The organism is Nocardia sp. NPDC102475 (genome assembly GCF_055584605.1).
The window spans coordinates 121,702-139,734 of the sequence record NZ_JBVJLS010000016.1; the positions used below are offsets into that span (position 1 = coordinate 121,702).

Annotated in this window: 15 protein-coding genes and 1 pseudogene; 10 read left to right on the forward strand and 6 right to left on the reverse strand. The window is 67.2% G+C overall.

Features of this window, described 5'->3' with window-relative positions; genetic code table 11:
• Positions 1-7: 7 nt before the first annotated feature.
• The 3 genes from ACZ60G_RS27370 (at position 8) to ACZ60G_RS27380 (ending at position 3,578) form a co-directional block, all read left to right on the forward strand.
• Positions 8-1,519 (forward strand): class I adenylate-forming enzyme family protein, encoded by a 1,512-nt coding sequence (locus ACZ60G_RS27370; RefSeq protein WP_465813550.1) that lies wholly within the window; start codon positions 8-10, stop codon positions 1,517-1,519.
• On the forward strand, positions 1,516-2,280 hold the full coding sequence (locus ACZ60G_RS27375) for an enoyl-CoA hydratase/isomerase family protein (protein WP_465813551.1): 765 nt from the start codon (positions 1,516-1,518) through the stop codon (positions 2,278-2,280). Before ACZ60G_RS27370 ends, ACZ60G_RS27375 begins: the two co-directional genes overlap by 4 nt.
• A 245-nt stretch (positions 2,281-2,525) precedes the next feature.
• Positions 2,526-3,578 carry a phosphotransferase family protein gene (locus tag ACZ60G_RS27380; protein ID WP_465813552.1) on the forward strand — a complete coding sequence of 351 codons (1,053 nt, stop codon included), beginning with the start codon at positions 2,526-2,528 and terminating at the stop codon, positions 3,576-3,578.
• A gap of 159 nt (positions 3,579-3,737) precedes the next feature.
• Here ACZ60G_RS27380 and pgi read toward each other — a convergent pair.
• The 5 genes and pseudogenes from pgi to ACZ60G_RS27405 all read right to left on the reverse strand — a co-directional run.
• Positions 3,738-4,279, reverse strand: a pseudogene (pgi, locus tag ACZ60G_RS27385) (glucose-6-phosphate isomerase); the annotation flags it as partial.
• A gap of 14 nt (positions 4,280-4,293) precedes the next feature.
• Positions 4,294-4,893: a cysteine hydrolase family protein gene (locus ACZ60G_RS27390; RefSeq protein ID WP_465813553.1), complete on the reverse strand. Its 600-nt coding sequence runs from the start codon at positions 4,891-4,893 to the stop codon at positions 4,294-4,296.
• Positions 4,894-4,973: 80 nt separating this feature from the next.
• A complete protein-coding gene (locus ACZ60G_RS27395; protein WP_063039187.1) occupies positions 4,974-5,720 on the reverse strand; it encodes an SDR family NAD(P)-dependent oxidoreductase in 747 nt (248 codons plus the stop codon).
• Positions 5,717-7,036: an acyl-CoA dehydrogenase family protein gene (locus ACZ60G_RS27400; RefSeq protein ID WP_433526171.1), complete on the reverse strand. Its 1,320-nt coding sequence runs from the start codon at positions 7,034-7,036 to the stop codon at positions 5,717-5,719. Before ACZ60G_RS27400 ends, ACZ60G_RS27395 begins: the two co-directional genes overlap by 4 nt.
• A 17-nt stretch (positions 7,037-7,053) precedes the next feature.
• A complete protein-coding gene (locus tag ACZ60G_RS27405; RefSeq protein WP_465813554.1) occupies positions 7,054-8,073 on the reverse strand; it encodes a phosphotransferase family protein in 1,020 nt (339 codons plus the stop codon).
• A gap of 84 nt (positions 8,074-8,157) precedes the next feature.
• Between ACZ60G_RS27405 and ACZ60G_RS27410 the strand changes: the two genes are divergently transcribed.
• The 7 genes from ACZ60G_RS27410 to ACZ60G_RS27440 all read left to right on the forward strand — a co-directional run bounded on the left by ACZ60G_RS27410 (position 8,158) and on the right by ACZ60G_RS27440 (position 16,517).
• Positions 8,158-8,817 carry a TetR/AcrR family transcriptional regulator gene (locus tag ACZ60G_RS27410; protein ID WP_465813555.1) on the forward strand — a complete coding sequence of 220 codons (660 nt, stop codon included), beginning with the start codon at positions 8,158-8,160 and terminating at the stop codon, positions 8,815-8,817.
• A 76-nt stretch (positions 8,818-8,893) separates the two neighbouring features.
• A complete protein-coding gene (locus ACZ60G_RS27415; protein WP_465813556.1) occupies positions 8,894-10,126 on the forward strand; it encodes a CaiB/BaiF CoA transferase family protein in 1,233 nt (410 codons plus the stop codon).
• 351 nt (positions 10,127-10,477) lie between these two features.
• The gene (locus tag ACZ60G_RS27420; RefSeq protein WP_465813557.1) at positions 10,478-11,677 is read left to right on the forward strand and encodes a cytochrome P450; all 1,200 of its coding nucleotides are present in this window, start codon (positions 10,478-10,480) and stop codon (positions 11,675-11,677) included.
• Between the two features lie 5 nt (positions 11,678-11,682).
• Positions 11,683-12,165, forward strand: a complete 483-nt coding sequence (locus tag ACZ60G_RS27425; protein ID WP_465813558.1) for a VOC family protein — start codon at positions 11,683-11,685, stop codon at positions 12,163-12,165.
• Positions 12,165-13,280, forward strand: a complete 1,116-nt coding sequence (locus tag ACZ60G_RS27430) for an acyl-CoA dehydrogenase family protein (protein WP_465813559.1) — start codon at positions 12,165-12,167, stop codon at positions 13,278-13,280. The genes ACZ60G_RS27425 and ACZ60G_RS27430 overlap by 1 nt, the downstream gene beginning before the upstream one ends.
• Before the next feature lie 464 nt (positions 13,281-13,744).
• On the forward strand, positions 13,745-15,241 hold the full coding sequence (locus tag ACZ60G_RS27435; protein ID WP_465813560.1) for a class I adenylate-forming enzyme family protein: 1,497 nt from the start codon (positions 13,745-13,747) through the stop codon (positions 15,239-15,241).
• A gap of 22 nt (positions 15,242-15,263) precedes the next feature.
• Positions 15,264-16,517, forward strand: coding sequence for an FAS1-like dehydratase domain-containing protein (locus ACZ60G_RS27440; protein WP_465813561.1), 1,254 nt, complete (start codon positions 15,264-15,266; stop codon positions 16,515-16,517).
• A gap of 96 nt (positions 16,518-16,613) precedes the next feature.
• Here ACZ60G_RS27440 and ACZ60G_RS27445 read toward each other — a convergent pair whose 3' ends face one another.
• Positions 16,614-18,014 (reverse strand): FadR/GntR family transcriptional regulator, encoded by a 1,401-nt coding sequence (locus tag ACZ60G_RS27445; RefSeq protein ID WP_465813646.1) that lies wholly within the window; start codon positions 18,012-18,014, stop codon positions 16,614-16,616.
• Positions 18,015-18,033 lie beyond the last annotated feature (19 nt).

Genomic DNA, 18,033 nt, shown 5'->3' on the forward strand with positions numbered 1-18,033 from the left:
CGCATCGATGAACGTAGCGATGCTGTTGGATATGGCCGCCGACGGTTTCGGCGACCGAATCGTGGTCGGGCGGACGGCCGATGGACTGACGCCGGTGCGGCTGCGCGAGTTGGCCGCTGGCGGTGCGCGGGTGGTCCGTGCGGCCGGTGCCGACGCGATCGTGTACCTCGCCGTCAACGGTCCGGCCTTCCCGGTCGCGCTGTTCGCGGCGGCCCAAGCGGGTGTGCCGCTGGTGCCGGTGAATTACCGCCTCGGCGCGGAGCAACTGGACGCGTTATTGGCGAATCATCCACGCGCACTCGGTATCGCCGATCCCGAACAGGCCGAGGCGTTGCGCCGGGCGGGGCTGTCGGTGCGGAGCCCGCAAGAGTGGTTGGCTACCGCGGCGGATGCCGGTGTCGACGACGGTGACGAGGTTGCGGCCGCGCCCGAAACACCCGCGGTATTGATCTACACCAGCGGCACGACATCCGCGCCGAAGGGTGTGGTCCTGCGGCACCACAACTTGGTGTCGTATGTGCTCGGCACGGTGGAATTCGCGGGTGCGGACGCCGACGAGGCCGCGCTGATGAGCGTGCCGCCGTACCACATCGCGGCCGTGTCCAACGTTTTGACGAACCTGTATGCCGGGCGCCGGGTGCTCACCCTCGAACAGTTCACGCCGCAGCAGTGGCTCGAACTCGTACGCGAGCAGCGGATTTCGAATGCGATGGTCGTTCCGACCATGCTCGCCCGGATCATGGACGGCGAGGGGCTCGACCGCTCGGTCCCGTCGTTGCGTTCGCTCGCCTACGGCGGCGCCAAGATGCCGGTGCGGGTGATCGAGACCGCGCTGCGGGAGTGGCCGCATGTCGATTTCGTCAATGCCTACGGGTTGACCGAGACCTCGTCCACGATCTCGGTGCTCGGGCCCGAGGAGCATCGCGCGGCCGTCGCCAGCGATGATCCCGCGGTGCGTGCCCGCATCGGCTCGGCCGGTCGGCCGGTGCCCGGTATCGAGCTCGAGGTGCGCGCCGAATCCGGTGGTCTCGCCGCGGCGGGGGAGCCGGGCCAGATCTGGGTGCGTGGCGAGCAGGTCTCGGGCGAATACGCCGGGCACGGTGCCTCGGTCGACGAACTGGGCTTCTTCAACACCCGTGACCACGGCCGCGTGGATGCCGACGGCTATCTCTACATCGAGGGCCGGGTCGACGACACCATCATCCGCGGCGCGGAGAATATCGCGCCCGCCGAGATCGAGGACGTCCTGCTGCGGCATCCGGATGTGCTCGACGCGGTCGTCGTCGGTGTGGTCGACGAGGAGTGGGGTCAGCGGATCGAGGCCGTTGTCGTCCCGCGCAGCGGGGTGGACGTCGATGCCGAACAACTGCGCGCCGAGGTGCGAAAGACGTTGCGTGGCTCCAAGACTCCCGATCGCATCACATATTGGCCGGAACTGCCGCGCACCGCGACCGGCAAGCTGGTGCGCCGGGATATCGTCGCGGCGCTGACGGCCGATCGTCAGCCGACCGCGGGGTGAGCACCCTCGACGTCACGATCGAGGGGCCCGTCGCATGGGTGCGCTTCGATCGGCCGGACGCGCGCAACACGGTGATCCCGGAGCTTCTCGTCGAGATGCATTCCGTGCTGACCGAATTGAGCCGCGACGATGCACTCGCCGTGGTGGTGCTGACCGGAAACGGCTCGACGTTCTGCCCCGGTGCGGATCTGAACCGCGCCGGGGTCGGCGGGTCCGCCGCGCTGCCGCCGCTCGAGGTGTATCAGTCGGCGACCCTGCTGCACGAGATGCCGCAGTTGACCCTCGCCGCGGTGAACGGAGCCTGCGCGGGACCGGGATTCGCCTGGGCCGCGGCGTGTGATCTGCGCGTCGCCGCGGCCGGTGCCCGATTCGCGACGGCGTTCCTGCAGGCCGGTGTGTCCGGTGAACTCGGCCTGCCGTGGACATTGTCGCGGACACTCGGTGCGGCGTCGGCGCGGGACCTGTGCTTCCTGCCGCGCAAGCTGACCGCGGACGAGGTCCGTGCCATCGGATTCGTCTCCCGGGTGTTTCCCGATGACGAATTCGACCACGAAGTCGCCGATTTGGTGCGCGAACTCGCGGCACGCAGGCCCGCCGCCCTGCGGACCCTGAAGGCGAATTTCCTACTGGCCGAACGCACCGAGCTGGCGGACTACATCGCGGTGGAAAGCGAACGGCACCACGGATTCTTCACCGGAGAGCAGCGCGGGCAGACCGCCCAGGCGTTGCGTGTGCAGGGCGATCGGGTGCATGAGTCGTGAGGACGTCGTTTGCTGCGGTTCCGGAGTGAGCATTCCGGAAACGAACGGCCGATCGTGTCGCTGCGAGCATCCGTTCCGAGGGCACCTGCACTCTGATCGCCTCCGCACCGGCCGCGGGCGCGAAACCCTTTCTCGCCCAGAGCATTGCATGGCGCATCAATGTCGTCGTGAGCAGTAGTGCTGAAGCGCGGCCAGGCACAGACGGTCCGCCGATCGGACCGACGAAATGACAAGGGTGAGTGAGCATGAGCACTATCGCGAATAGTTCGGAGTTGGTGCGGGACCTGACCACGCGCACCGCGATCGCGGTCCGTGACTGGACGCCCGGCGCCACGGTTGTGGGCGTCGAGCCACTCACCGGCGGGACGTCGAGCCTGACCTACGTGGCCGAATTGTCGAATGCCCCAGCCGGATACGAGTGCGTCGTGCTGAAGGTGGCGCCTCCCGGTCTGGCGCCGGTCCGCAACCGGGATGTCCTGCGCCAGGCTCGAATCATGGAAGCACTGGCGGATCGCCCCGGGGTGCGGGTGCCGAAGGTCCTGTTCCACGATGCGGGCGCACCGCCGACGGTCCCGCCGTTCGTCGCCATGGACCTGGTGCCCGGCACCTGCGTCGAACCGGTGCTCGTGCCGCGCGGCACCGTGCCCGCCGACCAGGTTCGGACCCGAGCCTTCGACGCGGCCAGGATGCTCGCCGATCTACATCGAGTGAAACCCGAGCACACGGCGCTCGCGACCGAGCCGGTGGTTTCCCTCGGCGCTGAGATCGACCGCTGGACAAGGGCTTTCACCACCGTATCGGACGATCTGCGCACCGGCTACGAGGCGGTCGCGGACCGCCTGCACGCCACCGTGCCCGCCGCCATGACACCGGTCTTCACCCACGGCGACTACCGGCTCGGCAACACACTGTGCGAAGCAGACCACATCACCTCGATCATCGACTGGGAAATCTGGTCCCTCGGCGACCCCCGGATCGATGTCAGCTGGCTGACCTTCTTCACCGATGACGCCGCGCATCCGGCATCGGTATCCGATGAACCGACCGGCATGCCGGGCAAGGCGGAACTGGTCGACGCTTACCAGGAGGCGCGCGGCGCCGCACTGCTCGACCTGCCCTGGTTCGAGGCGCTGACCAAATACAAAGAGTCCGCCGCGACCGCCTTGCTGATCAAACGCGGCCGCAAGTCCGGCCAGTGGAAAGACATGCATCAACGCATGCTGCCCGCCCTACCGCTGCTGCTCGACGAGGCGATGGAACTGCTGGGCCGATACCGATCCAGTGCCCCGTCCAGCTAGCTTCCGAGGTAACCGAGATCCGTCGAGCGCAGTCATATGGCGGTGCCGCGGGGCGTGTCGTGCCGCCTTTCGACTGTGCTCGGCGAGTGAGCCGCCTGATAGCGCGGCAATCTACGATCGGCACATCGATGTCGAGCGGCATCGCGGCGGATCCGTCGGTTACTTTCGGGCGTGCCGGTATCGATTGACGAGCGCCGCTGTCGAGCTGTCGTGTGCACTCGACTGATCCGTGGTGAGCTCGGCGTAAATCTTTGTGGCGAGGACCTTTCCGAGTTCGACGCCCCATTGGTCGAAGGAATTGATGCCCCAGATCCAGCCCTGGGTGAAGATCTTGTGCTCGTAGACGGCGATGAGCTGGCCGAGCGTGTACGGCGTCAGGTGGCGCAGCAGAGGGTGTTGCTCGGCCGGTTTCCCGGGAGGTCGCGATGGCCCCGCAGTGGACCGGCGTCATCGACGCTACCGAAGGCCAGTGCTTCGGTCTGTGCGAACAGGTTGGCCATGAGCAGGTCGTGGTGCTCGGTCAGATCGTGTCGCGGGCGCAGTACTCCGATGAAGTCCGCGGGCACGGTCGTCGTGCCCTGGTGCAGGAGTTGATAAAAGGCGTGTTGGCCGTTGGTACCCGGTTCGCCCCATACGATCGGCGCGGTGTCGTAGCCGAGCGGAAGGCCTTGGCGGTTGACGGATTTGCCGTTGCTCTCCATATTTTCGGCGACGTTCATGCGTCGATCGTCGATCTGTCCAATAGGGCGAGTATCTCGTCGGTGGTACCGGTTTCCGCGATTTTGGGGAACACCTTGCGCAGCGCGTAGTCGTGATCTTCCTGATCCAGATCGGTCACCGCATCGGTGGCGATGGTGACGTTGAAACCGTATTCGTGCGCACCGCGCGCGGTCGATTCGACGCCCATGCTGGTGGCGATCCCGGTCACGACGACCTGAGTGACCTCGCGCTCGCGCAGCCACCCCGCGAGCGTGGGATCGTGGAACGCGCCCCAGACTCGTTTGACCACGGTGTGGTCACCTGGCCGCGGCCCCAACTCGGACAGCAGCGCGACGGCCTCGGCCGCCGAACTCGCGGCCGCCGAGCTGGACTGTCCGCCCGCCGCGCGAGCACGGCTCGCCTCGGTGCGGCCGGGCGCGACACCGGCCGCCGTCACGATCACGACCGGGAGATTGCGTTTCCGGAACGCGTCGGCCAGCCGGATCGACTGCTCGACAATCGACTTCGCGGAGTGCACGGTCGGCAGCGCTACCACCGCATCCTGCAGGTCGACGGCGACCAGCGCGGTGTGCGCATCTATTTCGGTCAATGGCATGAGATCACCTTTCGATCCAAGATCGACATTATTCTCCACTGAGAATGCCAATTGCGCTGTCCGGTAATCGGGCCGGGCCCTCAGTACAACCCGCCGTCCACCCGGATCAGTGCGTCGGTGGTGTAGCTGGAGGCGTCGCTGGCGAGGTACAGCGCGGTGCTGATGATCTCCTCCGGCTTACCCGGCCTGCCGAGCGCACTGCGGGTGATGTGTCGCTTCTCCTCCGCCCAGGCCTTGGAGATATCGGTGAGGAACGGCCCCGCCGAGATGGTGTTGACCCGCACCTTCGGCCCGTACTCCTGAGCGAAGACGGTGGTCAGCACATTCAGGGCGGCCTTGGCTCCGGCGTAAGGGCCGAATCGCGGTTGCGGCAGCAGCGCCCCCGAGGACGAGATATTGATGATGGAGCCGCCGTCGCCATCGGCCATGCGCCGCCCGATCAGCGACGCGAGCCGGAACGGGCCCTTGAAATTGACCCCGATCACCTTGTCGAACAGCTCTTCGCTGGTCTCCTCCGAAGACGGCGCCAGCGGCGACATACCCGCATTGTTGACCAGGATGTCGACCTTGCCGAACTCCTCGTAGGCCGCGTCGGTGAGCCGGCCGAGGTCGTCCCAGTGCCCGACGTGCGCGGCGAACGGCAGTGCACGCCGGCCCAGTTCGCGAACCTCCTTGGCGGCCACCTCGCAGGCGTCGAGTTTGCGGCTCGTGATCACCACGTCCGCGCCCGCGGCGGCGAAGGCGCGCACCATTTCCAGGCCGAGGCCCCGGCTGCCACCGGTGACCAGCGCGACCTTGCCGGTCAGATCGAAAAGCTGCGCCGTCATGCGTTCACCCCGCCGCTGAGGCTGTCGTCATTGATGATGTGCGCGTAGCGCTTTCGCGCATCCTCCAGCTTCGGCGGAATGTGCTCGCTGGGGAACAGCCCCTCGGCGGGCCGGTATTTCTTCAACATCTGCTTCGCGACCGTGGTGCGGTGCACCTCGGTCGGACCATCGGCCAGGGCGAGGTTCGGGGCGGCCATCCACCACTTCGCCAGCGGCAGTTCATTGGTGGTGCCGAGCGAGCCGTGCAGGTGCAGCGCGCGCTGGATGATGTCGTGCAGCACCTTGGCCATGGCGACCTTGCACATCGCGATCTGCGTGCGGGCGGCGCCGTGCGGCTGGGTGTCGATGATCCAAGCGGTGTTCAGCACCAGCAATCGGTACTGCTGCAATTCGATCCAGGAGTCCGCGATGAACTGCTGGACGGCTTGCTTATCGGCGAGCAGGGTGCCCTGGGTGCGGCGGGAGATCGCGCGCTCGCACATCATGTCGAAGGCGCGGGTGCATTTGCCCACGGTGCGCATGGCGTGGTGGACGCGGCCGCCGCCGAGGCGGGCCTGGGCGACCTTGAAACCCTCACCGGGTGCGCCGAGCATGGCGTCGAGCGGGACCCGGACCTGGTGGTAGCGGATGTAGCCGTGGATGCCCTCGTCGAGGGAGTCGCGTTCGTCCATGGTGCCGACATTGCGCTTGATCTCGATGCCCGGCGTCTCGGCGGGCACGATCAGCATCGACATGCGGGCGTGCGGGGGCGCGTCCGGATCGGTGACGGCCATGACGATGAGGAATGACGCGTACCGGGCGTTGGAGGAGAACCACTTCTCGCCGTCGATCACCCATTCGTCCCCGTCGCGCCAGGCGCGGCAGACGAACTCCTTCGGGTCGGCGCCCGCCTGCGGTTCGGTCATCGAGAAGGTGGAGACGATCTCGCCGTCGAGCAGCGGCTGCAGGTATCGGGCCTTCTGCTCCTCGGTGCCGAACATGGCCAGGATCTCGGCATTACCGGTGTCCGGTGCGGCGGTGCCGAAAACCGTTGGCGCCCAATAGGACCGGCCGAGGATCTCGTTGAGGTAGGCGAGCTTGACCTGGCCGTAGCCCGGCCCGCCCAATTCGGGGCCGAGGTGACAGGCCCACAGGCCCTGCGCCCGGACCTGCTCCTGCAACGGCCGCAGGATCGCGCGGGCCTTCTCGTTACCGGTGTCGTACGGGTCGCCGCCGTGCGGGAACAGCAGGTCGAGCGGCTCGACCTCCTTGCGCACGAACTCCGCGGCCCAGTCCAGCTTGGCCTGGAACTCGGGTTCGATCGTGAAATCCAGCATCGGTCCTCCGAAAGGGATCAGTGGGTGACGTAGGTGCGGGCGGCCATGAGCAAAGACGGGATGCCGTGGCGCATCCGTTCCACCCGCTCGGTGACCTGGCCGCGGCGCTCGGCGTTCTTGACCAGCAGCGCGGATGCGGCGGCCTGCTTGTAGCGGACCAGGGCGTCGAACCATCCGAGATCCGCGACCGGCGCGCCGCTCGCGGTCTCGTACACGGCGAGCAGTTCGTCGGGTTCGAGCGTCGGGGCGGCGGGCGCGGCGGCCGTCGGATGGGCGGGATCGGACATCAGTCGCAACCACGCCAGGTCCAGGCGCGGATCGCCGACCGACCAGATCTCCCAGTCGATCACCGCCCTGATCTCGGTTCCGACGCACTGCATATTGCCCAGCCGCCAGTCGCCGTGCAGGAGCGCGGGCGGCAGCGGCTTCGGGATCGCCGTGGTGAGCAGCGTCCGGCACTCGAGTTCGTCGAGCTCGGCGTCCGGTTCGAGGGCACAGGTGGCGAAGGCCCGCTGCCACCGCTCGACCTCGGCGCCGAGGGTGACCGCGGGTTCGTCGATGCCCAATTCGGCGGGACCGACGGTGTGCAGGGCCGCCAGCATGCGGGCGGCCGCCGCGGACCGTGCGCGCACCTCGTTCGGAGCGGGACGACGTTCGAGCGCGATATGGCGGGGTTCGTAACCTTCGCCGTCCGCGAAGGACATGACGAACAGCGGCGGGATCTCCGGCGGTGCGCCGACGTCGGTACCGAGCACCTTGGGCACGGCCACATCGGGCACCTCGGTGAGTGTGGTGAGTGCGCGGGCTTGGCGCAGCACATCCCGGTTGCGGACCGGTTCGAGACCCGGCGGAGCGACCTTGACCACGACGCGAACTCGTTCGTCGGTGACGGCCGAATAGGTGAGGCTCGAGGTGCCGCCGGTCAGCTGCGTCAGGTCGTGCAGTGGACGGCCGATCGCCGCGGCCGCGCGACGCGTGATATCGGCGGGATCGGCAATTCCGACCTTCGGTCCTACCGCCTGCGACCCCTCGGCCATGCCCACTCCGTTCGACAGAACGCCATACCACCGTGCAAGAAATTGATTCTGGTGAATCGGTATCCGAACAGTACACTCTTTTACATGACGAGTCCACACGTCGAGGACGACCCGGTCGGTGGCGAATCCCTGGTGGCCCGCGCGGTGCGGCGGCGTACGGGGGATCGGTACGCGATTGCGCGGGATGAAGTACGCCGCCTGCTCGACGCGGGCATGGAGCTGATGCGGGCCGATCCGGACGGGAATCCGAGAATCGTCGAGATCGTCCGCCGGGCAAGGGTTTCCAACGACGCCTTCTACCGGGCATTCCGGAGCAAGGACGATCTCATGGCCGCGATCGCCGACGACGGGGCTAGGCGGTTGCTCGGTCATATCCGTCGCCGCTGCGCCCGGCACACCGACCCGATCGACCAGGTCAGGGCCTGTGTTCAGGTGGTTTTCAAGCAGGCGGCCGATCCCGAGGTGGCCGCGACGACCCGCGCGGTGCTGCGGAATACCTCCCGCGACGGCCGGTCGGCCTTCGGCGGTGTCGAGCTGCGCCGTCAGATCGCCGAGCTGCTCGCGGTGCCGCTCGGTGCGGCTGGCAGCCCGGATCCGGGCCGTGACGCCTTGGTTGCCGCCTGTGCGATCTTCGCCGTGATGGAGCAGTTCCTGTGGGCCGAACAGGTGCCGACGGCCGCGGATGTCGAGCATCTCGTGGCCTGGATCGTGCCACCGAAACCAGGGACGACCGATGCGGTCTGACCCTGCACAACCTTGTGGTGTCCGTTGAATAGCGGATACTCTTCTTCAAATACCGACGCTAAGAGGAGCTGGTTCGATGCACAAACCGATGCAGGGCGTGCGCATACTCGAGGTCGCGCAATTCACCTTCGTCCCGGCGGCGGGTGCGGTGCTCGCGGACTGGGGCGCCGATGTGATCAAGATCGAGCACGCGGAACGGGGTGATGCCCAGCGCGGACTGGTCCGGGTGCTCGGTTATGAGGCGAACAGTGCCGGGTCGTCGTTCTTCCCGATCATGGAGGGACCGAACCGAGGCAAACGCAGTGTCGGTCTCGCACTGGAGAAGCCGTCCGCGCGCCGGGTGTTGGAGGAGTTGATCCGCAGCAGCGACGTATTCCTCACGAACTTCCTGCCGGAGGCGCGGGCGAAACTGCGGATCGACCTCGAGGACGTGCGCGCGATCAATCCGGACATCATCTACGTGCGGGGCAGCGGCTTCGGCGTGCGCGGCGCGGAGGCGACCAAGGGCGGCTACGACAGCACGGCATTCTGGGCGCGCGGCGGCAGCGCGGCCGGAGTGACCCCGCCCGGCGCCGACCGGATGACCCGGATGCCCGCGGGCGCCTACGGCGATTCGATCGGTGGCATGACCATTGCCGGTGGTATCGCGGCTGCGCTCTACTCGCGCAAGATGACGGGGGAGCCGTCGGTGGTGGACGTCTCGCTGCTCGGCGTCGGCGCCTGGGCCACGCAGTTCACGGTCAATCTGGCATTGATGAACGGTGGTCCGCTGCCGGTGAATCCGCCGCCGCGGCACGGTTCGGCCACGAATCCGCTCATCGGGGCGTACCGCACCTCGGACCAGCGGTGGCTCGAATTGTCGATGCTGCAGCCCGGCCGCTACTGGCCCGAGTTCTGCAGGTTGGCCGGTCGCGAGGAATTGGCCGACGACGAACGCTTCGACAACACCGAGAAGCTGATGGCCAATGCGGCGCAGGCCGCCGAGCTCGTCGCCGAGATCATCGCGGCGCGTCCGTTCGCCGAGTGGGTCGAGATCCTCGGCGGCGGCGAGGGGCAGTGGGCGGCGGTGCAGAACGCGTGGGAGGTCGGTCAGGATCCGTCGCTGCGGGCCAACGATCTGATCGCCTCGGTCGTCGATGCCGACGGCGTCGACCGTGAACTGGTCGCCAATCCGGTCCAGTTCGACGAGACGCCGGTAACTCTCACGCGGGCACCGCAATTCGCCGAACACACCGACGAGGTCCTGCTCGAGATCGGCCTCACCGAGGAGGAGTTGATCGCGCTCAAGATCGACGGCGCGGCCACCTGATCGCTTCCGCATCGGCCGGGAGTGCGGAAGGAAAGTGTCCTCTTCGCAAGCTGAACGTCCATCCCACGGGATAACGCCGCAACTGGCATCTGCCATCAAATAGGCTGCTAATTGGGAAGTTGTTCCAGAGGGCGACGAGCACGAACCGTCGACGCGAGGGCAAAAGAGGTTACGAAATATGGGCTGGCCGGTATATTGGACCAGCACGACGAGTCGAGGCATGCCAGGTCATGGCATGCGCATGACGTACTACGAGGCTGCGACGCGGCACGGGTGCGGCCGCAACGCCCACCGGCCCGCGGAGACGCGAATACAGCGCCCGGCGCGGCGGCCTTCCAGAGAGGATCAGCGATGAGCATTGCGCTCGAGCCCGAGGGGACCTACGAGGGTGTCCCCGCGTATCACTTCGACAACCGGCTCGGCGGTCCGGTCCTGAGTCATCAGCTGCGATGGGATGAAATCGCGCGCACCCATTCCGGATTCCGCAGCACCATCGCGCGCGGGTACTGGGTCGTCACGGACGGCCGGGCGGTGCAGGAGGCGCTGCAGGACTGGCGAACCTTCTCGAACACCTCGGTGACCGCGCTCGAGCCGAATCCCCGTTTCCTGTGGATTCCGGAGATGCTCGATCCGCCCGTGCACACGAAATGGCGGCGACTGCTCGGCAACGACTTCTCCCCGAAGACCATCGCCGCTCGCGAGGAGGAGGTCCGGCAGGTCGCGATCGAGCTGATCGATCAGCTGAAGGACAGCGGCAGTGCCGATGTCCTTGACGAATTCGCCCGCCGGTTCCCGACCATCATCTTCATGCGGCTGGTCGGCCTGCCCGAGGCGGATCTGCCCATCTTCCTGGACTGGGTGCACGACATGCTGCACCTGCCCTACGACGAGGATCCGGAGGGAACCCGACAGCTCGCCGCGATGCGGGCCGTATCGGACTACTTCGACGAGCAGATCGCACTGCGGCGCGAGGCCCCGCGCGACGATCTGCTCTCGCGTGCACTGGATTACGAGATCGATGGTGAGCCGATCAGCGATGCGGATATGCACGCATTCTGCATTCTGCTGTTCCAGGCGGGCTTCGATACGGTCCCGATCTCCATCGGCTGGGCCCTCTATCACTTCGCCACCCATCCGGAGCAGCGCGAAGCGATCATCGCCGACCCGTCGCTGATCGCGACGAGCGTCGAGGAGATCCTGCGCGTCTACTCGTTCGTGGTGCCCGCGCGGAAAGCGATGCAGGACACCGAGATCGGCGGCTGCCCGGTCAAGGCGGGCGAGATGGTGATGCTGCCGCTGGCGGTCACCAATCGCGATCCCGAACGGTTCGAGAATCCGCTGGAAGTGGACCTGCACCGCACCGCGACCAACCACATAGCCTTCGGCTCCGGCCCACACCGTTGCCTCGGCTCGCATTTGGCGCGCCTGGAGCTGAATGTCGCGGTCGAGGAGTGGCACAAGCGGATTCCGGAGTATCGGATCGTGGACGGACAGGAGCTGTCGCAGCACGGCAATATGTACGGCATCCAGTCGCTGCGATTGGAATGGTGACCGCCATGACGAATTCCCCTGTGACACAAATACTTCGGGTTGAGGATCTCTACCACACCGGGATCGTGGTGCCGGATATCGAGGAATGGAAAGTGCGGATGACCGAGCTCGCGGGTTACCGGTGGACCGCGACGCAAACCGCCGAAGTGCCGGTCCGGCTGGCTGACGGCGAACGGGTAATGCAGCTGACCTTCACGTATTCGCTCGACGCCCCACACATCGAACTGGTGCAGGAGATCCCCGGGACGCCGTGGACGGCGGCGCCGCCGCATGTCGCGACGCATCATCTCGGCTACTTCTGCGATGACGTCGTGACCACCTCGAAGCGGTTGGCGGCGGCGGGTTTCGCCCTGGAGTCCTGCGCGGTGGTCGACGGCGAGCCGTCGATCTTCGCCTACCACCTGTCGCCCTCGGGTGTCCGGCTCGAGATCGTGGACCGGTCGCGGATGCCGGATTTCGACGTCTACCTGCGCTCGAAGCTGCAGTGATGGCTTTCTCTTTCACGGCGGAGCAGGAAGAACTCCGCGCTACCGTGCGCCGATTCCTGTCGGACAAATCGCCGAGTGCGGCGGTGCGGCACTGGATGGAAACCGAACCGGGCCACGATCCAGCGGTATGGAAGCAGATGGCCGAGCAACTCGGCCTGCACGGCCTGGCACTGCCGGAGGAGTACGGCGGTTCTGGCGGCGGACCGGTCGAACTGGGCATCGTGCTCGAGGAGATGGGGCGAGCGCTGCTGCCGTCGCCGTATTTCGCGACGGTCGCACTCGCCGGTCAGGCGCTCGCCACTTGCGGTGACGAGGCGGCCAAGGCGCGCTGGCTGCCCGCGCTCGCCGACGGGTCGCTCACCGCGACACTGGCGCTGGCCGAGGAGAGCGGCTCGTGGCGGCTCGCGGACGTCACCACCGTAGCGACGCGGGTAGGCGAGACCTGGACCCTGTCCGGCACCAAAATGTTCGTCATCGACGGTGACACCGCCGACCTGCTGCTCGTCGTGGCAGGCGGCGAGGCCGGAGTCGGACTGTTCGCCGTGGACGGAACTGCGGCCGGGGTGAGCAGAATTCGGTTGGAGACGCTCGATCCGACCCGTCGGCTGGCCAGGATCGAACTGAACGACGTTGTGGCGCAACGGATCAGCCCGCCCACTGATGCGTCGGCGTACCTGCAGGGCGTGCTCGATCTGGCGGTCGTCGCGCTGGCCGCCGAGCAGGTCGGTGTGGCGCAGGCATGTCTGGACGCCGCGGTCGAATACGCCAAGATCCGGGTTCAATTCGATCGGCCGATCGGCTCGTTCCAGGCCGTCAAACACAAGTGCGCGGACATGCTGCTCGAGGTCGAGGCCGCACGCTCGGCCGCCTATCATGCCGCGACCGTGGCGGCCGCCGGTTCGACCGAGCTGCCGACGGCCGCGGCATTGGCGGCGGCGTACTGCTCGCAGGTCGGCACCCATGCGGCCAAGGAGAACATCCAGATCCATGGCGGCATCGGATACACCTGGGAGCATGACGCGCACCTGTATCTGAAGCGCGCGAAGTCGTCCGAGCAGCTGTTCGGCGGCCCCGCTTCGCATCGCGCGCGGCTGGCCGACCTCGTCGGAATCTGAGCGGCCCGGGCCGGGGACGTCGACGGCGTTCGCCCGGCCCGGAATACGCACTGCGCCAGGTCTTCTCGTAGCGACTCGCAGGTAGACATCGGCGCATCGATAGGTAGCCTGTCATATCGGTACCCTGAAATAGCTCGCTGAGCGATAGTGCTTTGGCGCATCGCATCAGTTCGCCACTCGCGTCACTATTGAATGGACGATGCTCGAATCGTGTGGCAGAGGGGGGATCCTGTAGCAGACATCTGCACGTTCACGCCGCGGATGTGATCTATCAGGCTCCTCAGTTGTCTGTTCGATTCAATAAATCAGTGTACTCTTATCTCGACGGTGAGCTCGTGGACTCGATCTCCGCGCACCCGGAGTGGTCCGAGCAACGCACCCGGTGCGGCGTTATCGCACGGAGTCGAACACCATGACCAACGTTCTCGCCGAGCAGGTGCTCGGCCTTCCGAAAGGCTGATCACATGGGAATTCGCGACCGACTGTCCCTGTTGCTCGCCGAGGCGCCCGCCGATGCCGAGGCCATCGAGCACGAGGAGCGCTGGTGGACCTGGGGCATGGTCCAGGAGACGGCGCGGGCGGTGAACGGTGCGCTCGATGCCGCGGGTCTGCATGCCGACGCGCGGGTGGGCGTGGTGCTGGAGAACCGGCCCGAACACGTCGCGGTGGTCGCCGCCGTGATCGCCTCCGGGCGCTGTGTGGTGATGCTCAGCCCGCTACAGCCCGCCGCCCGGCTCGCGGCCGATATCGCCCGCTGCGAGCTTCCGATCGTAATCGCCGGTGCGGAGGCGCTGGCCCGTGCGGGCGTCCTCGCCGCGGCGACCGCGCACGGTCTCGCCCTCGAACTCGGTACCGACGGTGCACTGCGTCCGGCGGGCGGTACCGCCGCCTCCGATGCCCCGGCCAATCCGGGTGTTGCCGTCGAAATGCTCACCTCCGGCACGACCGGTCCGCCGAAGCGGGTGAACCTGCGGGTCGGACAGCTCGACCACGCCCTTGTCTCGGGCGGGCAGACGCCGAAGCCGGGACGGTTGCTGACGCGGTCGGCGGCACTCGTTTCCGCGCCGCTGGTGCATATCGGCGGACTGTGGCGGGCACTTGCCTGTCTGGCCACCGGGCGTCGCATGATCCTGATGTCCAAATTCGCCCTGGAGCCGTGGCTGCGCGCGGTGGAACGCCACGAACTGCGAGCGGTGAGCTTGGTGCCCGCGGCCCTGCGCACCGTGCTGGAGGCGGATGTGCCGAAGGAGCGGTTGGCGAGCCTGCAGGTGGTCACCTCCGGTACCGCGCCGTGCCCGCCCGAACTCGCCGACGCGTTCTTTCAGAAGTACGGTCTGCGCGTCCTGATGACCTATGGCGCAACGGAATTCGCCGGTGCGGTCGCCGGGTGGACGCTGCCGATGCACGAGCAGTGGTGGGATCGCAAGATCGGCAGTACCGGGCGCGCCTTGGACGGCGTCGAGCTCCGGGTGACCGACGAGAACGGCGCCGAACTGCCCACTGGGAAAACCGGACGGCTCGAGGTCCGCACCGAGCAGACCGCGCAGGGCGGCACGGTGTGGGTACGCACCAGTGATCTGGCCCGGATCGATGCGGACGGCTTCCTGTGGATCGAGGGTCGCGCCGATGACGCCATCATTCGCGGCGGCTTCAAGGTGCAGCCGGAGACGGTTCAGCGCGTGCTCGAAGCGCACGACGCGGTGCGGGAGGCGGCGGTCGCCGGTCTGCCCGATCCGCGACTCGGCGCGGTGCCGGTGGCGGCGGTCGAAGTCGAACCCGGACGCACGCCGCCCGCCGTTGCCGAACTGGTCGCGCTCTGCCGTACTCAGCTGATGCCCTACGAAGTGCCCGCGCACATCGTCGTGCTCGACGAATTGCCGCGCACACCGTCGAGCAAGGTGAGCCGCGTGGAGCTACTGGATATCGTGCGAGCCCGGCTCGCCGAACGCACGACGGCCTGACCGCGAAGATCGAGGAGGATCTGTGACGAGCACCGAGGACAAGCCCGCCGAACAGTTCGGCGTGCTCACCGACCAGGCGATCGAGCGGTCCCGCCGCCGTCTCGGCATACCGAATCCGCAGCGCAATCCGCCGCACAACTACCAGGTGACCTGGGATGGCGTGCGCCACTTCGCATTCGGCTACGGCGACGACAATCCGCTGTACTGCGATCCGGACTACGCGGCGCAGACCCGCTGGGGTGCCCTGCTCGCGCCGCCCACCTTCCTCTACACGATGGGCGAGGACGCCGCACCGAAGCCCGACGCCGAAACCAAGGCACTGCTGAAGGGTGACCCCTTCGCCGGGCTCGGCTCCTATCAGGCGGTAATGGAATTCGAGTGGTGGCAGCCGCTGCGCCTGGGTGACCGCAGCCGGGTGCTGCAGACTCAGGTCGGCGTGCAGCCCAAGCGCAGCAGCTTCGGCGGCCGCACAGCGCACGTCACCCAGGATTACCTGTACACCAACGGATCCGGTGAGATGCACGCCGTGCGGCGCGGCACCTGGATCAATGCCGAGCGGCACACCTCGAGTAAGCGGGCCAAAGAGAAACTGGAGCAAACCCCTTATACGCCAGCACAACTCGCCGAAATCGACGCGGCGTACGCGGCCGAGACCAGGCGCGGCGCCGAACCGCGCTACTGGGAGGACGTGGTGGTCGGCGAGGTGCTGCAGCCCAAGGTGAAGGGGCCGCTGACCACCACCGACGTGGTCGTCTGGCATCTGGGCTGGGGTATGCAGCTCACCCCGCCGGGCGCATTCAAGATCGCCGCGAATATCCGGCGCAAGGCTCCGGGCCTGTATCCGGCCAACGGGTTGAACATTCCGGATACCGTGCAGCGCCTGCACTGGGAACCCGCGCGGGCACAGGAACTCGGGCTGCCCAACTCCTACGACTACGGCGGCATGCGCGAGACCTGGCTGTGCCATCTGCTCACCGACTGGGTCGGCGACGACGGCTGGCTGTGGAAGCTGCGCTGCGAGCACCGCAAATTCAATTACATCGGCGACACCACTTGGGTGCGCGGCACGGTCGTCGACAAGCGACAGGTGGACGGACGCAACGAGATTCACCTCGAGGTGCGGTGCGAGAACCAGCGGGGTGAGATCACCACACCCGGCACCGCCGTCGTGCTGTTGCCGACGCGGGACCGCGCCGTCGAACTGCCCGCACCACCCGCCCCGGATCTGGACGGCATGGTGGCTCACGAACTGGCCCGGTTCAGCGTCAGCGGTTGATCCGGACCCGGCGGCCGGGACGCGGACAACGCCAGCGGTCGGCGTCCCGGTCGTCGAACTTCAGTGGCGCTGCGTAATTCGGTCCGGCTGGCGGGTTCAGTGCCACCAAGGGGCGAGTGCGTCGAGGTGGCGGCGCATGCGGTGCCTGGCGATTCCGGCATCGCCCTGGACGATCGCGTCGAGGATGAGCTGGTGCACGTGCTCGACCTCCTCGGCGGCGGTGTCACCGGGCAGCGGCTGATCGTGTCCGGCCGCGTGGCGACGGAACAGTTCGGTGATGATCGACAGGAACAGCGAAAGCACCGGATTGCCGGCCAAATCGGCCAATTCGGTGTGGAAGAGGTCGGCCTTACGTGGGTCGTCGGCCGGACCCTCGGTCGGCCACCGGACCGCCGCCGCGAGGCGTTGCGCCACTTCGTTGTCGCCGTCGGCGTAGCGAGCGGTCACCCGGGCGACGATGCCGAGTTCGATGGCATTGCGGACGATTCGCAGATCGTCGGCGGTGACGCCCTCGTATTCGAGGAACAGCGCCATCGTGTCGATACTGGCCTGCGGTTCGGGTTCGGTGACGACCAGTCCACCGCCCGGTCCGCGGCGCATCTGGGCGACCGCGTGGTATTCGAGCAGACGGACGGCCTCGCGCAGCACCGCCCGGCTGATCCCGTAGCGAGCGAGCATATCGGTCTCCGAGCCGAGCACCATGCCGACCTGCCAGCCGCGCGCGGCGATATCGTCGTGGATCCTGGCGGCGACCACCTCGGCCAGCTTTGCCCGCGGCCCCTCGACCATTTCGGGCTCGATCACATTGCCCGCGACCCGCGGCCCGCGACGCACCCGGTGCTTTTCGATCCATGCCGCCACTGACTCCAGATGTGCGGTCAGATCCGTCTGGGCCCGCGCGCCGTCGCCATCGATGACGGCATCGATGATGGCCCGATGCGCGATGCGCGAGGTCTCCTTGGAGCTGAGAATCTCGGCCTTCGAGAGTCGGCGCGAGGTGTTCGCATATCGTGCGGTGAGTCGGGTCAGCACGTCGATGAACAAGTGCAGCACCGGATTCCCGGATAATTCGCCGAGCATCGGGTGCAGCGGATCCTGTGACTGAACCCCGGGTTCGTCCGCGTGGCGGACCTCGTATTCGAGGGCCGTGCGCAGGGTATCGATACCCTCTTCGGTGATCCGCTCCGCGGCCAGCCCCGCCGCGATCGGCTCGAGCAATAACCGGGCCTGCAGCAGGTCCGACACGCTGGTGCCGACGTACTCGAGGTAGATCACCATGGCGCGCGTCGCCGGGCCCGCATCAGGAGCGCAGACGAAGAGACCGCCATTGGGGCCGCGCCGCATCTTGGCGACCTGGTGATGTTCGACCAGCCGCACCGCCTCGCGCAGCACCGCGCGGCTGACCCCGAAGCGCTCGCGCAGATCCACCTCGGATCCCAGGGACTCGCCGACCGGCCAGCCGCGGCGCATCACATCCGCCTCGATACGACGGGCGATCTGGGCCGCGAGCTTGCCG